At 34.5% G+C, this 15,812-nt stretch carries 15 protein-coding genes; all 15 read right to left on the bottom strand.

Translation table 11 applies throughout. From position 1 onward, the window contains the following. Window positions 1–94 precede the first annotated feature (94 nt). The 15 genes from L6469_RS00760 to L6469_RS00690 all read right to left on the bottom strand — a co-directional run bounded on the left by L6469_RS00760 (window position 95) and on the right by L6469_RS00690 (window position 15,811). On the bottom strand, window positions 95–1,276 hold the full coding sequence (locus L6469_RS00760; RefSeq protein ID WP_039871150.1) for a glycosyltransferase family 4 protein: 1,182 nt from the start codon (window positions 1,274–1,276) through the stop codon (window positions 95–97). Window positions 1,277–1,338: 62 nt separating this feature from the next. Continuing rightward, entirely contained in the window at window positions 1,339–2,442 is a 1,104-nt protein-coding gene (locus L6469_RS00755; RefSeq protein WP_006283488.1) for a glycosyltransferase family 4 protein, read from the bottom strand. Continuing rightward, window positions 2,439–3,215: a glycosyltransferase family 2 protein gene (locus tag L6469_RS00750; protein ID WP_006283487.1), complete on the bottom strand. Its 777-nt coding sequence runs from the start codon at window positions 3,213–3,215 to the stop codon at window positions 2,439–2,441. Before L6469_RS00750 ends, L6469_RS00755 begins: the two co-directional genes overlap by 4 nt. 12 nt (window positions 3,216–3,227) lie before the next feature. Next, on the bottom strand, window positions 3,228–4,397 hold the full coding sequence (locus L6469_RS00745; protein ID WP_006283486.1) for an EpsG family protein: 1,170 nt from the start codon (window positions 4,395–4,397) through the stop codon (window positions 3,228–3,230). Window positions 4,398–4,426: 29 nt separating this feature from the next. Beyond that, window positions 4,427–5,395 carry a hypothetical protein gene (locus tag L6469_RS00740; RefSeq protein ID WP_006283485.1) on the bottom strand — a complete coding sequence of 323 codons (969 nt, stop codon included), beginning with the start codon at window positions 5,393–5,395 and terminating at the stop codon, window positions 4,427–4,429. A 12-nt stretch (window positions 5,396–5,407) separates the two neighbouring features. After that, entirely contained in the window at window positions 5,408–6,358 is a 951-nt protein-coding gene (locus tag L6469_RS00735) for a glycosyltransferase family 2 protein (RefSeq protein WP_006283484.1), read from the bottom strand. Between the two features lie 17 nt (window positions 6,359–6,375). Then, on the bottom strand, window positions 6,376–7,476 hold the full coding sequence (locus L6469_RS00730; RefSeq protein ID WP_006283483.1) for a glycosyltransferase family 4 protein: 1,101 nt from the start codon (window positions 7,474–7,476) through the stop codon (window positions 6,376–6,378). A gap of 8 nt (window positions 7,477–7,484) precedes the next feature. Then, on the bottom strand, window positions 7,485–8,441 hold the full coding sequence (locus L6469_RS00725) for a glycosyltransferase family 2 protein (protein ID WP_006283482.1): 957 nt from the start codon (window positions 8,439–8,441) through the stop codon (window positions 7,485–7,487). A gap of 6 nt (window positions 8,442–8,447) precedes the next feature. Further along, window positions 8,448–9,563 carry a glycoside hydrolase family 99-like domain-containing protein gene (locus tag L6469_RS00720; RefSeq protein WP_006283481.1) on the bottom strand — a complete coding sequence of 372 codons (1,116 nt, stop codon included), beginning with the start codon at window positions 9,561–9,563 and terminating at the stop codon, window positions 8,448–8,450. A gap of 3 nt (window positions 9,564–9,566) precedes the next feature. Then, window positions 9,567–11,099: an MATE family efflux transporter gene (locus L6469_RS00715; RefSeq protein ID WP_006283480.1), complete on the bottom strand. Its 1,533-nt coding sequence runs from the start codon at window positions 11,097–11,099 to the stop codon at window positions 9,567–9,569. Between the two features lie 6 nt (window positions 11,100–11,105). Beyond that, window positions 11,106–11,870, bottom strand: a complete 765-nt coding sequence (locus L6469_RS00710; RefSeq protein ID WP_162091564.1) for a LicD family protein — start codon at window positions 11,868–11,870, stop codon at window positions 11,106–11,108. 5 nt (window positions 11,871–11,875) lie between these two features. Beyond that, window positions 11,876–12,925, bottom strand: a complete 1,050-nt coding sequence (locus L6469_RS00705; RefSeq protein ID WP_006283478.1) for an NAD-dependent epimerase/dehydratase family protein — start codon at window positions 12,923–12,925, stop codon at window positions 11,876–11,878. A 9-nt stretch (window positions 12,926–12,934) separates the two neighbouring features. Continuing rightward, a complete protein-coding gene (locus L6469_RS00700) occupies window positions 12,935–13,654 on the bottom strand; it encodes an IspD/TarI family cytidylyltransferase (RefSeq protein ID WP_006283477.1) in 720 nt (239 codons plus the stop codon). Continuing rightward, on the bottom strand, window positions 13,654–14,736 hold the full coding sequence (locus tag L6469_RS00695; RefSeq protein ID WP_006283476.1) for a glycosyltransferase family 2 protein: 1,083 nt from the start codon (window positions 14,734–14,736) through the stop codon (window positions 13,654–13,656). The genes L6469_RS00700 and L6469_RS00695 overlap by 1 nt, the downstream gene beginning before the upstream one ends. Window positions 14,737–14,758: 22 nt before the next feature. After that, window positions 14,759–15,811, bottom strand: coding sequence for a glycosyltransferase family 52 (locus L6469_RS00690; protein WP_006283475.1), 1,053 nt, complete (start codon window positions 15,809–15,811; stop codon window positions 14,759–14,761). Between the last annotated feature and the right edge of the window lies 1 nt (window position 15,812).

Below are 15,812 nucleotides of genomic sequence, written 5' to 3'. Positions count from 1 at the left end.
AGTAAGAAAAGAAGAGAATTGAATAACCCGATTATAAACCATAACCAAGGCAACTTATCACGTAATATATGAGCTAACTTATAAAGCAATTCTACTAGTTATTATTAAGACCTACCAATTCTAAATACAAATTCAATATCTCTTTCCAAACATCTTTCTGTTCATATCGCGAAGTAATCATTCCACGTGCATTTCGCCCCATACGCTTAACCTCTTCGGGATGTTCTATGAACCACTTCATCGTTTCGTACAAAGCATTTTCCATTAAACTGTCCCTTTTTCCCTGTTGAGCATAAGGAGCTCTGATAATTTTACCATTCAAATTATCCTTAATTATCTCATTACATCCATTAATATTTGTAACAATACAAGGAATATCAAGAGCACCCGCCTGTATAGGAACATTGGGAAATCCTTCACGATAGCTTGGGAACACCAAAGCATCAGCAGCAGCGAGATAGGGTCTCACATCTTCCTGCCATCCCACAAATTTCACATGCTCAGAGTTCCGCAAAAAATCTTCATTATCGCCATATAGAGGATTACCTTTCTCAAAAGAGCCGACTAATAACAGTTTAACCTGTTTGCTTCGTTTTTCGCTTATCAATTTTTTCATGGCCTCAGCCAACTCATTCATACCTTTATCTCTGACTATTCTACCAACAAAGATAAACACGAAATCATCGTCTGTAAATCCTAATGCACTTCTGAAGTTTTCTTCTAAACACTTTCTAGAAAAATAAGAAGTATCTATACCATTAATATTTCCGTAATGAAGCACACGTAATCGCTTGTTCGTGATATGATCTGCATGCAACGTATGTAAAACTCCATGTCCTTCTGGTATTACCTGAGTTGCACAAAAGCAAGAGATTCGCTCCATGGTTTTCAAAATAAATCTGAAAAAACCAGTTGTGCCCTGATAACGAAGTCCAGTTACCAAATAAATACGATTAGGAACACCAGCAAACAATCCTGCTAATAAAGCCAACAGAGACCCCTTTGGGGTATTACAATGCAATATATCCGGTTTCTCTTTTCTGAAGAAGAAGAAAAGTGCAATAAGTGAACGCAAATCCTTTAAAAGCGAAACTTCACGTTCCATGGGGATGTTAACCATTCTAACACCTTCCCTTTTTCTCACCTTGTCCAACAATCCTGTATCCGATGCCACTCCTATAACATCAAAAACTGAGGACATATATTTTAACTGTCCAGGAATTAACTTATCTAAAGATAAATCTACTGTCGTGAGGCGAATTAACTTTTTCTTCATAATAGATGACGACTTCAAATTCAAACGTATTGCAAATATACGTAAAATTACTTGAAGATACTCTATAATTCGACAAGTTTCTGATAAACTTTTTGATATTGAACTATCATTTGATGCATATCAAACTGCCGTGCACGCTCATAACACCGTTTAGCTATCTGCTTATAGTAATCAGGGGCATTTGCTAAACGTTCTATTGCCTGTGCAAGCTGTTCATCATTACCCTCTTGAAACAATATTCCCCAATGTTCGGTAACTTCACGAAGTCCATTTACATCAGAAGCTACAAATGGCTTACTGGCACTCATACCTTCTATATTACTCAAAGACAAGCCTTCCCAATGTGAAGACATTACAATAATATCAGCAGCTTGAAGCAACTGAGGTATATCTGTACGTAAACCTAAAAATCTAACATACTGCGATACTTTCAAACTTGTAGCTAACGCTTCTACAATTCGTTTTCTTACTCCAACACCTGCAAACCAAACTTCATAATCACCTCGTTTTAATCGAGCCAAAGCCTTTACTAAAGTGTCCTGATCTTTCTGGTCTCTAAATCCGGCAACCATCAATAATGCTTTTCGATTCTGTTTTAATCGGACCATCTCCAAATCCGGCTGTGCTTCATGAATAGATTTTACATCTACACCATTCGGTATAGTAACTATTTTTTCATACAGAAAAGAAGACTTATTTTCCCAGGTACTTCCCAAATATTGTCGTAATAAATGCTCTGCTATAACGCTAATACAAACTATAGTGTCGTATCTATGATACATCCACCTATCTATGATGCGAAGCGCTGTGTAATTACGCTTACGATTGGTAGTATTATGTTCTGTTGTCACTAATTTCTGTCGACTAAACAGATTGGCTAAACAAGCAAAGAGTTGGGGTGAAGAATTATGCGTATGTACAATATCAAAATGCCTCATGAGCTGATGCAAGTGAAAAATATGCATTAGGCTATATGAGGAAAAACCCAATATATGAACTTTACAAGGAGCACTTTGTAATAATGGAGAATTTTCTCCATCAAGTACAGCAATTTCAACATCAAAACCTCTTTCGATTAAGCCTCTAGAGAGTTGTATGACTATCTGCTCTGCTCCCCCTACACGAAGTGAGGTTATTACCTGCAAAACTTTGATGCTTTTCATCATATCACATTAATCGTATATCTTATTAAATTCAATAAGCCACGCATTTTATACTTCCAAGGTATATCAAGCTGTAACAATTCACGATAATAAATTCGAGAGGCTTTAGGACTTTCTCTGCGTATTTTTACTATTTTAGAAGTTAATCCTCCTTCAAGATAATCTCGTATATAGATTACTTCATTAAAAAATCTCAGTTTATATTTTCTCGCAATCCTATGCCAAACTAGTGCTTCAGGGCAGAACTTTTCACCAGGAATTTCTGGAAAAGGAAATTCTCGGAATACACTTGTTCGAAATACCTCGCACAAATCACCAGTAATGTGATACTTATAACGAGCGTCTACTTCATTACAATCCAAATATCCATCATTAGGCAACGAGGATATTAATTTTCCATTACGATGGGCCATAACACCGCATACACCACCAAAAGAGGAATCATCCTTAACGGTATCATAGACCTCTGCTATTTTTTGCAAAGCATCACTCATTAACTCATCATCCGAATCGAGCATGACTATAAGTTCACCTTTCGCATTTTTTACACCAACATTCAAGGCCGTATGCTTCCCTCCATTCTTTTTTTTATAATACCGAATTGGAAAAGAAGAATACTTCTGCATTTCTCCAGCAACAACTTCTGTATCATCTTGGCTACCATCATCTATAATCAGCCACTCAAAATCAATATAAGTTTGTTTACTGAGAGATTGGTATGCAACATTCAATAAAGAAGCACGATTATAAGTAGGAGTTAAGACCGTTATCAACATAAATTAGTTATATTATTGAAAATGAATAGGTGCCCTGTACATCTTTTCATCATCATATTTCCGATCATATTCATATTCCTCGTGAATTTTATCACCCTCACGAAAACCATTAGAAAAAAACGTTTTATACGGATAAAGCAATACTCCCCATGCAAAGACAATACGCTGAAACAAAAAGAATCCAACAACTATCAATACATAAGCATATTGTCTATTATTAGGTGTATGAGTACATACAAAGGTAACCGTGGATATCACACCGATCATGAAATACCAACTCATACGACCTCCATTTTCTGATTTGATAAAGAAGAGCAAGATCGCACAAAAGACCAATGCCATATTTAATAATACTATATACTTTTTCTCATTAGGAATTTCGATGTATCGAGATAATATGATATATAAAAAGAAGACTGCTTCTAACAAATATGGCAAACGGAATCCTGTTTCTGTAGCTGGATTATTTTTTCGTTCCGGATCGGCCTCTCCGTACGCATTAAAAATAGCAGTTCCTAATCCTGATATACCAAAAAGGAAGCACAACACCATAACTATAACTATTTGATTCACTGAATATTTCCTAATGGGAACAAAGTACATCGGAAGCAAGACTACTGCTGAGTTATGGCACCGAAAAGCGATATACCAACAAATCAAAAAGGGAATCGGTTGACGATTAATAATAAAGCGAACACACATCCATCCTATCGCAGCTCCCATTACTTGACGCAAATAGGTAAAAGTAAAAAAGAACCAAAGACTCAAAAAGAGCATAATCGCAAAGGGATAGTCTGAACAATATTTTCGAATAGAATCAAAAATAAAGACATATAAAATCATCGTATATATCATAATAAAGATATACCGATTTTCTGTAATATGTGCAATGGCTATATTAATCCATATATAAGCTGTTTCTTTCGGCCATTGCTGGAAAATATAGGCCATGTGAATATTCATATCTCTTGACAACGTATTAGCAACATCATCAAAAAGTTCAGCATATATATAACGATCATATCCTCCTAACATATCACCAAATCCAACAAAACATGCCAAAAAAAGCATAAAAATGATCAGAATTGGCATTTGAACAGAAGTTACTCCATTCTTACGATTCACATCATTAAATAAGTATAAGAATACTGACGCAAAAAAGATTATAAAATAAATAATCATTTATTAACTCCAAAAATTATGGCAAAAAATTAAGATACTGTGAAATATATGCGCTCAAAAGGACACTTGCCTATTTTAGCAGCATATTCTGGGAAAGCACTCGGCCACATGCCTGGTCCTACTATGTTATAAACCTTTCGAGCTCCTGCTATTAAATAATAATCTAGAAACATTTTCAGATTATCACTTTCTTTTGTTTGACTTGTTGTACCTATATGCTTAATATCTCCGGGTATTACATATGTATCGGGCAAATGATGCTTAACAAACTGGGTAAAATGATTGCTGTCCGTAGCTAACATCACGCGACAATCTGAATGTTGTTCCCGCACATGCCTAAATTGAATCAAAGCTTGTTCTTTTAATTTTCGTTGCTGTGTTTCTTCTAATGTTGGGTTAATAGCATATTCTACTTGGTCTCCCAATAAATTTAAAAAACGAAAATGGATAACAATATATTGCTGTCCTATATCTTCTTTATAAGCATCCAAATACTTTTGCAAATATGGTGTAGGCTTAAAGAGTTCATGATATAGCTGGCCCCAATCAAAATTCAAATGACACTTCTTATTGATATAATCTAATGAGTTGTATCCATAATAAAAATGGGCATCACAATTACGTCTCTTGAGTAATCGTCTAGGGTTAGCATATTCACCATATAAAAACAGCGGGCGAGAATCAGGATAATGATAGCATATATCTGTTGGCTCTATTCGCCAATCATAAAGATTTGGCTCTAGATACTTATCCAAACGAAAAGGAGAACAGAAGCATATTTTGAAAGGCTTATGTAAAACTTTGGACGCGGCATAAATAGAAATTGCACCTTTTAATCGATCAAACATTCCGCCATGAGGAAATCTGCCATCTGCCATAAATATCATCCGACCATTTTCTTCTCGCCCTTCTTTACTCTTTTCGCGATAATACTTAATTATGAGTTTAGGCTCTCGAATTAAAATGTCGAGTAAATATACTAATACTTCTAGTAACATAGTTGATTAAATCTATAACTTTTTCAACAAGACCAGCAGGTTGAACAAAAACTTATGATTTGCTATTTTCAAAAATAGATTATACTTCCATTTCCCTGTATCACCAATGGGATAGATTCCTGCACTTTGAAGTTGGGATATCACTTGATTCACATCTTCCTTGTTCCACTGTAACGGTAGTATACAGTATAACAAACCGGCTGCAGAAGTATTAAGAATACGGGAAAAAGGCTTAAATATCTTTTGCTCGCGATATTGCGCTATAAAGTTTTTAAATAACGTAAGCACCAATATCGAACTTTTAACATGTTGGAGATTGTTCTCTTTCGTATTTTCACGCATCACGCTATGCTCATTGTCTGTACAATACTGATAAGCCAAGATATTAGTTTCATGCAGCTCGTTTACATGAGGATAAATTTCAAGTAGAAAAAGCCAATCTTCTTGAGAAAACAATTTACTATTAAATCGAATATTATGGTCTTCGATAACTTGTCGCTTTATAATTTTAGCCCATAGATAGCCATTAGGCTCTCTTTGAAGTAAATAGTTTACACCATTTCCTTGAAACAAATGGTCTGAATATGGAAGAATAAGTTTGTCTCTACTAAAACGCAATGTAAGAAAATCTATTATCTTATGCTTTCTTAGATACTCCTTAATCAAAATAAGACTATCTGGACATATATAGTCATCGGCATCAACAAACCAAAGATATTCACCTTTAGCATATTGCAGCAAGACATTACGCGTCGCAGCAACTCCTTCGTTATTTTTACTGAAAACCCGCAATTCGGGATATTTTTCTTTATACTTTAAAGCTATTTCTAAAGAACGATCCTTTGATCCGTCATCAACAACAATAACTTCAACATCCGATATATCTTGTCCGAAAATAGAATCAAGACATCTTGGCAACCACTCCTCTGCCTGATAAACGGCAATCAATATTGAAAGTAACATAATTACAAAAATGAAGATTAATCAGGACAAATTTGATGAAACAATTTTATCCATTTTGCTTTTATCTTATCTAATCGATATCGATTTGAAGATTCCAAAGAATGGGCAGCTATTCGCTTTCTTAACTTTTCGTCTTCAATAAGTTCACAGATGAAGTCGGATAAACCACGGATATCTCCTACCTGGGATACTAAAAAACCATTATAACCGTCCTGGATAATCTCGGAAACTCCCTGATTACAAGCAAATGACACTAATGGCAATCCACACGCAGAAGCTTCTATTAGTGCTAAAGGAAAGCCTTCGGAACGGGAACTCATTATAAATACAGAATGAGATGCATATTCCTTTTCTATATGAGAAGAATTTCCGCATAGGTGTATGACATCCCGCAAACCAAGACTATCTATTCTATGTTGCAACACTTCACGCTCATCACCTTCGCCATATATATCCAATACCCAGTCTTTATACTTTTGATTGACTAATTTCCAGGCATCAATGAGATAATCGAAACCTTTTTCCCAAGTTAACCTACCTACAGCAATAGCACGTTTTATCTCACATGAAGAAATGAGACATGAATCAATCGTTATTGGGTTATTGATAGAAATGGTTTGTCTGCAATACTTCTTCCATATTATTTCATCAGATTTAGACAAAACAACAATTTTATCGAATTTGCGTGCATAATAAATTCGCTTCCACGTTTGAAGATAATAAATAATCCAAAATTTTATTCCGGAATAATGCTCACTCCAAATCATTTTAGACACATCAAAAGCAAAATGAAACCACATTATCTTTCTACTTCCATCTTGTATTTGAGGAAGAAAATACATGTCAAGACCAGCCAAAGATATGACGATATCCTGATGATGATCAACTAGATAAGCACTTAGTAATTTTTTATAGTTCTTTTTTCTATCTGTATCAGGTACCCCTAGTTCTACTATCTGAATAGTATCATGGAGTTTGAACACAAGAGGTTTCTGCTTTTGATTAGCTATAATAATTGTTATATCATAGGTATCACAAAGCATATTTGCACAAACCGAGAGAATACGTTCCATTCCTCCTCGATTATAAAAGCCCTCAATGCAATAAGCTAGTTTCATTTGTTTTCTTAAAATAATAAAGACAAAATATTAATCGAAATTTTGCCTAATCTTGCTTTCCCAGATTTACAACATCCATGTAAAGGTAATACCTTATAGCGTTTTGATTCCTTTACAAACTGTATAAAATCATTAAAAGAAATATCCTTATTACATGCAAGTTTATAAAACTCTGACAAATACATAGAATTAACTAATTTCTGAAAAAAAATGCTCAAAGCAACTGAAATGTGTCGGGACTGAGAAAAGGTATATAAATCAGAGCAGATGACCACATTTGAAAAAGCAGACTTCATCAGTTTTTCTCTATTTATCTTTCTATCAGTAGATTGAGAATTATAATAATATGTATAAGCCCAAACGTTTCTAAACATTATACGACCTGCCAATGCACACAATTTCCAACAAAAGTCAGAATCTTCGTGAATAATACCTTTTATAAATCTTATATTGGAGTGCTCTACAAAACTACGATTAAAAATTTTTGCACAAACAGATGAAGGATAATAACCATGCAACAATAAATATTCGCCAGAAAAGACTTCCTCCTCTGAAAAGTTCCATGTTCTAAGTTCTGTAGGCAAACTACCATCAGGGCGCATAACCTTCATTTGCATCATATAAATATCCAATTGCTCCTCTTGACATTTCTTTATAGCCTCTGCCATTTGCCCTGATTGTAGATAATCATCGGAGTCAACAAAGATCAAATAATCACCTTGCGCACGTGAAATGCCTATATTTCTTGCAACACTTTGTCCTTCATTTTCTTTATCTATTAAGATTATATTTGCATGTTCTTTTGATAAAATACATGCCTGTTGGTAGGACTGGTCTATAGAACCATCATTTATAATGATAACTTCAAAATCCGAATCCATAATATTCTGCTGATACAAAGACTCGACACATCGCCGAATATAATTTTCAGCATTATACATCGGAATAATCACAGATAATAACATAAGCGATTATTGATTAGAATATTCGTCAATTGCCTTACGCAAGGCTTTTATATAGCCTCGTCCATATCTCAAATCGGGTTCCATATAATTACCCTCTCCCCATTCATTCCATGATTTCAAAATTAACATCTGATCAGACTCCGGCTTATCTTTTATAGCATCTAAAGCCTCTTTTACATGTTTATAGAAAAACTCTGGCTCTGAATTGTAATATATCGTACTCGCTCCTGTTTTCCCACTACGCGGACTATGATCCCAATTCGGAAAAATTTCTGGTATTACTCCTATTTCCTTGTCTTTTGGAAGAATAAATTTTTTATATTTTTTTCTATAATCTAATGCACCCTTTGGTATTCCGCGAAATTTTTGATTCCACAGTCTTCCCAGACGAATAAGACATTGTTTGATAAAAGGCATTTGGTTATATTCATCATATAAGACATTAAGTATACGATTTACCGTAATCGCATCATATCCTTTTTTTCTATACTGATCTAGAGTAGCCGATTCAGACCAGACATTTGCCACAATATATAGGTCTTGAAATCCTGCTTCTTTAGCCCAGCGTCTAAAATTTTTGAGATAATCTACTGGCACTTCATCTGGTCTAAATATAAACAAAAATGGCTTGCCATCAACTTTATAATATCGATGATCACGAAAAGCTTTAAGCAGAAATTCAAAATGCATTCTTGCATCTTCTTCACCAGGATATTCTTGTTTCATAAGAAGTTTATCTGGCGAACTTTTATCCCATGTTTTAGCATACCAACTATGATTTGCCCACGCTAAAGCAAAAGGGAAATCTGGATGTCCAGAATCAAGAACTTCTTGAAAGACATCCGATAACAAACGTTTTCCATTCCCAAACCAATAATGCCAATATAAAAAAGCTGTCACACCTGCTTCTTTTGCTAGCTCGACTTGCTTTTCTCTAACCTCAGACAACCTTAGATCATAAAATCCAAGTTCAGAGGGAACTTTGGGCTGATAATGCCCTTTAAATAGCGGCTTGGCTGATGCAACATTTGTCCATTCTGTAAAACCTTTACCCCACCATTCATCATTTTCTATTGTCGGGTAAAACTGTGGTAAATACAATGCTAAAATTTTAGGATTCATAAATTACTTTTTATAGTTAAGTATCTTTTCTTTAGCGAAGTTCTGAATCCAAGATCGTTCATGATGGTTTAATGCGAATAGCCAAATAGAGACGAGCGAACATAAAACAGAAAAGATACATACAAAAATAAAATTATAAAATTCTTGCCCAATGAGACCATTTAGCAAGAGCGGAATAATAGGTGCAGTAACAGTTACCCCTATTATTGGTAAAATAACCTCACGAATATACCTCGAGTACTGATGGTGTATTAAAGGTAAAACTATCCAAACTCGGATAAAAATTTCTAATATTTCTGATATCAGTAGAATAACAAACACCCAGTAAGAATCTGCTTGTAAATATTTAAAAACAAGATATGATATTGGTATTACAAGAAGCTGAATTACATTATCATAAATTTGATATTTTTTGAGCTGACCTGTTGCTAGTACTGATACCCATAAAGGATTAGATAAGGTTGTCAATATAGAATATATTAGGATAATTCTAAGGTATACTACGGTATGTTCTGGTACATGATTTAACCAAAATTTCAATATAACAGGTGCTTCTACCAAAACGGGTATGCTCATTACCAACATCAATAAATAAGAGAATTTACTACTCATATTCAAAAGCTCATGCATCCGCTGAAAATTGCTTTGCGCATAACTTTTTGTTATCTGTGGATTTATGGCCGTTTGGAAATTAGTAACAAATTGGGCCATTACTCCCTGCACTTGAAGGGCTATTCCACGAGCTGCATTAACGATAGGACCAAAAAAGACATTTAATATAAGATTAATTCCTTGAGTATTCAAAATCCACGCAAAATTTCCACTTAAAGTCCAACCGGAAATTGATAAAATATCCTTAATCTGCTCTTTATCTATACGTGGTTTGGCATGTACTTCAGGAAAACGTTTATTACAATAGACTACATATATTATTCTATCAATTATACACACACCTACCATTAACATACCATAAATAATCAATTTGTCATACGGTATTATGGATAACGAGAAACATATCAATAATTTCAAAATGACATCCATTAATGATATATAAGCAAATGCAGACATCCGCTCGTGAGCTATTATAGCTGAATTATATGGCACACATATAAAATTTAAGACTGTTGTGAATATCGTAAATTGAAGTACCCAAAACGCAGCATCCATTCTATCTGCAGGTATCGACATTTTATGATATAAGAACCATAGACCTATAGTTTCACCCAACAAAACGACGAAAAAACACATGATATAATAAACAACTTTCAAATTTCCAAAAGCTGCTTTAATCTGCCTTATATCCCCTTTACCAATGGCCACAGTTATCGTTCGTGAAGTAGCATTGCTTAATGAAGAAGAAATGATACCAAACATCGCAATAATTCCACCTACCGCATTATATATACCAAAATCAGATACACCCAGTGTATTCAAAATCACACGAGAAGTATAAAGACCGATCATCATCATTAAAATTGCTCGGCCATAAAGCATAAGTGTATTTCTTGCTATAGTCCTATTGTTTGTTTTCTCCATTATTTTCTATTTCCAATAGGCTTTAAAAGAATGATTCGCGACCTGTTGATCTTTCGGTGGCAACTGCATATAATTACCATAGTGTTTTTTTAAATAACTATCATAATCAGCAATACACTGATACTGTCTGTTTTCAAATGGTAATTCTACATAATGCTTGAAAACATCAGCAAACATTAATTCTTTTTCACCATAACGTCCTACAATAGCTCCAGCAAATTTTGATGTATTAAAGTTATACTTTTGTTGAAAAGCATCATAGTCTTTTACTATTGATTTTCGAGAACGATATAAGCATTTCTTAATTATATTCTTTAACATATTCGAAATCCAATTACCTCTAGTTGTTCGAATACTTACTGATATTTCACACTTCAGTTTATTAAGCTTTTCAAGGTAAAGAGGTAATTCTTCTGGTGCGGGGAGACCATCAATAGGGAAAATATCTATAAACACGCTGTACGTTATGGTATATTCTTGAACGATTGTACGTGTATCTATTAACTTTGCAAAAGAGAAACCACATGTATCATCTGTTCTATAATCATATAGTTTATAGTATTCATGCTTGAAATAACGCATAAATTTTTCATAATCAGGTCGTGGCATCATAATGTCAATGTCGTCATCCCAAGGAATATATCCGTGATGACGAACTGCACCTAAAAGAGTTCCACCTCCCAAGGAATAACGAAGATGGTTCAAACGGCAGTAATTATCCACAGCATCAAGCATTGCCAATTGAACTTCGTGTAGCTCTTGTAATGTCATTTCTTTCATGATTCAAAACTATTAAGAGTGCGTATTAGTCCTTCTTTCAAATTAACCTGAGGTAAAAATCCAAGTTTTGCTATTTTACTATTGTCTAATGCTACTCGTGGATAATTACAATATCCCGCCTTCGGTTTATCTTTAGAAAAAATAACCTGGATATCATCCTTTGAAATTTCACAAATCATCTGGGCCACCTGGTATATAGGATAAGGTTCCGTTTCATTTGACAGGTTATACGCTTCACCAGCTTGACCATCAAAGGCTAATTTGAATAGAGCTATTGTTGCATCGCTTAGATACAAAAAAGCACGAACAGCCTCGCCACTACTATTTAAAACGATATTTTCATGGCGAACAGCATTGCCTATAAAATCTGCCATCACTCTTCCATCATTGACAATCTTCATACCAGGCCCATAGCTATGAGCTATACGTGCTATGGTCGTATCTACGCCATACTGTAAAAAATAACTTCGGATAATAGTTTCTGCTGCACGTTTACTTTCAGGATAGCACGAACGATTATCTAAAGGATCAAGACTACCAAAAGAATTCTCAGACAGACTATCTTCATCTACCTTGCCATATACCTCACGAGTTGAGGCAAAAATGACTTTGCATCTTTCATTTTTACGGGCCAGTTCCATAATATTAAAAGTACCTTCCAAATTAGACCGAAGAATATCTACTGGTTGGTGATTAATATAATATGGACTTGCATTACCTGCAAAGTGAAATATATAATCTATTCTGTCCATATACTTTATTGGGGCACATATATCTTGATGGACTATTTCAAAATAATCTTTATCTAAAAATTCTTCAAATAAGCAGTTAGTCTTATCTATACTTCTGGTTAATGCTAATACGCGGATATTTTGATGAAAATGTTCTATATGATATAATAAAGTATAAGTAATATAAGTAGCGAGCATACCATTAACCCCCGTTACTAATATTGTCTTATTCTCTAACTTTTTAAAATTCAGAATAGAAGATGATGCGATTTCCTCTAAGTCTTTCTGAACTATCGGATGTAGATAACTAAACATAAAACGAAATTAAAATCCAAAAATTTGTTGGTTTTCATGAACCTCTACCATGGCACGAAACACAAAAAAATCTGTTGGTGTCGTAATCTTGATATTTTCCATAGGACCAATAATGGTTGACATGCTATAACCATAATAGCTCATCATGGTACAGCTGTCAATAAAATCATGTTTGCCTTCTTTGCGAGCTTGAAGATGAGCATGATAAATATCTTTCAAAATAAAGCTTTGTGGAGCTCTAGCAATCAAAGAATCTTTACGACTAGGAATGAGCATAGAATCATCCGATTGTTTCACCACTAAAGTTTCTGTAGCAGGAATACACGTAATACAAGAACGTGTTTTTTGCACTTGTAGAATATTGTCTGTTATCGTCTTTTCTGTTATTAAAGGTCGTACACCATCATGAATCATCACAATACTATCTTCTGGGAAATGCTTATATGCTGATTGCAATCCATTAAAGATAGAATCCTGACCAGTTTCACCACCAGGGACAACTTCGATTACCTTGGTAATTTCAAATTTCTTCAGCATTTTCTTTAAGAAGGGTATCCAGCTTTCAATACATACGACAATTATGCCATCTACATCTGGATGCACATCAAATAATTCCAAGGTATAGATAATAATCGGTTTACCATGAAGCTCCAGAAATTGTTTTGGACGAGAAACCGTATTCATACGTTTTCCTGCTCCTCCCGCAAATATTACAGCTACATTTTTCATTAAGCGATTCCTCCGTATATTTCGTCCTTTCCTAAGATATTCCTAATTGTCTTAGACATTGCTATCTTACGATACAATAACAGTAACAAGTATTTAGGATGATAAGCTGACATACGATATGGTGTTATGTAATCATGTCCTATAAAATTAAATTTCTTGGCAACACGATGATATAAACCAGGTAACTGTTTTAATTTTTGATCTACAGCAAGGATATCTTTGCGATACTTAAAGCCATCAATCAACATATACATATAGAAATAGCGAAGGTACCGCTCTTCTACAACATTTTTTAGAATAGGAAACATTGGGAGTGTGTAATCTACTGTAAGATAGTCATCGACTAAATCATTTACAATGATTTTAAACGAGTCGAAATTTCTTCGTAAACCTACTGCACTTGTTGACTGTTCGTCTTTTCCGATATAATATACATAAAATGGCTCATCGACAAATCTTACAATCTGCACATGTTTCATTGGGAAATAACAAAACTCACTATCTGTGTAGAATATATTCTCATGCCAATGAAAATGAATATCTCTAAGCAACTGAGTACGATAAGTCATACTCATCACCACCATGTTATATGTTAAATTTGGTATCTGCCACAATCCCTTCGAACTATCAACATCAATATTTACAGGAACCTGAGGTGGCAAAGGATAATGTATCGACTTTGAATCACCCTCATAATATTTTATTTTTTCTGTAACAATCAGATCGGCCTTCGTTTCTTTAATCGCCAATAGTAATTGTACCAGTCCCCTCATCTTTACGGTATCATCAGAATCTAATGTTCTGAAATATTTTCCTTGAGCCATCGATAAGCCGATATTCATACAAGAACCATAATTACCATTTTCTTTATCTATCACACGGAATGTGCATGGGTATGCCCTCTCATAAGAATGAGCTATTTCAGACGTATGATCCGTTGATCCGTCGTTGACAACTAAAACTTCTAACTCATCCATGTATTTCTGCTCTAAAACCAAAGAATCTAGACAGCGTGCGATATCGTTCTCGGCATTATAAGCTGGCACTACAATTGTTAGGAGTTTTGAATAATCTGTATTCATATTGATGCTAATTGATAATGTTTTAATGACAAAGGTTCACTCCAGAAGGAGGCTGGACTACACCTTCTTTTTTTTGTAACTCTTCATTTATTTCTGTTCCATACCAATCAATTTCAGCGTCAGATGCAATATCGCATACAGCACTCGAATAGCAAGTAACCAATCGTCGTGGTTTCCATCCCTGCCATGTCAGGAGCTGGGTTGGTATTGGCTTGTTATATATCATAATATGCGGGAATAACGAGCGATAATCAAACTGATCCCGATAATGCACTTTTAACATAATCTGATCAGCAGGATAATTGCTCACTATTTTTTGATAGATTTGGGTATGAATTTCCGTAGAAACCATATCTTTATACAAAGACTGAGTCAGTATTACGATTGGCTTACTATTCAACTTTTGTATATCTTCCTCCTTTAAATCAAAAATTTGATTGATTATCGCTTGTTTCTCAGCAGGAGAATTGCGCCAAATCTTTTGAATATTTATAATCTCTCGCTGTTTGTCTTGAATATAAGGAGCAGGATCATCAATCGTAAGTATTATCTTCTTGATAAAAGGAGAATTTCCCCATTTATAAAGATAGCCCTTTCCAAAAAGATAATTTCTAAACTTGATATTTTTACTGGCTGGTTTCTCTTTTTTATCAGCGCCCTTAGAATATCTCACGGAAAAATTCATGGGACTATCCTCAAACAATGTAAATTCTCGCCCGCAAATATAAGGCGATAGATAAAGGTGGTCTTGAGCAAAAACAACTTCGTCTCCTTCAAATTTTGGGACATAATAATCATAGGTTCTTCTGCAATACCATGCTTCTATCCTACTTCGGAATTTTCCATGCGTATGATTCACTAGATACTGATAGATTTTTCCTTGATACTTTTGATTATTAACTATAATTGCCTGACCTATAAGTTTGTCGGAAATACTATCTGGCATACTACCTTGGTCTATGATAAATAGAGTTTGTCTGATTTCATCTTCTGAAGAGTACAGCAGATACAACATCAGTACATATATGGTAGCAACATAACATACCCGATTATAATCTTTCTTTTTATATTTCATA

This window comes from Segatella baroniae B14 (assembly GCF_022024235.1).
GTDB lineage: Bacteria > Bacteroidota > Bacteroidia > Bacteroidales > Bacteroidaceae > Prevotella > Prevotella bryantii.
The sequence above is the reverse complement of the archived record's forward strand: the minus strand, read 5'-3'. Positions and strand labels throughout refer to the sequence as shown.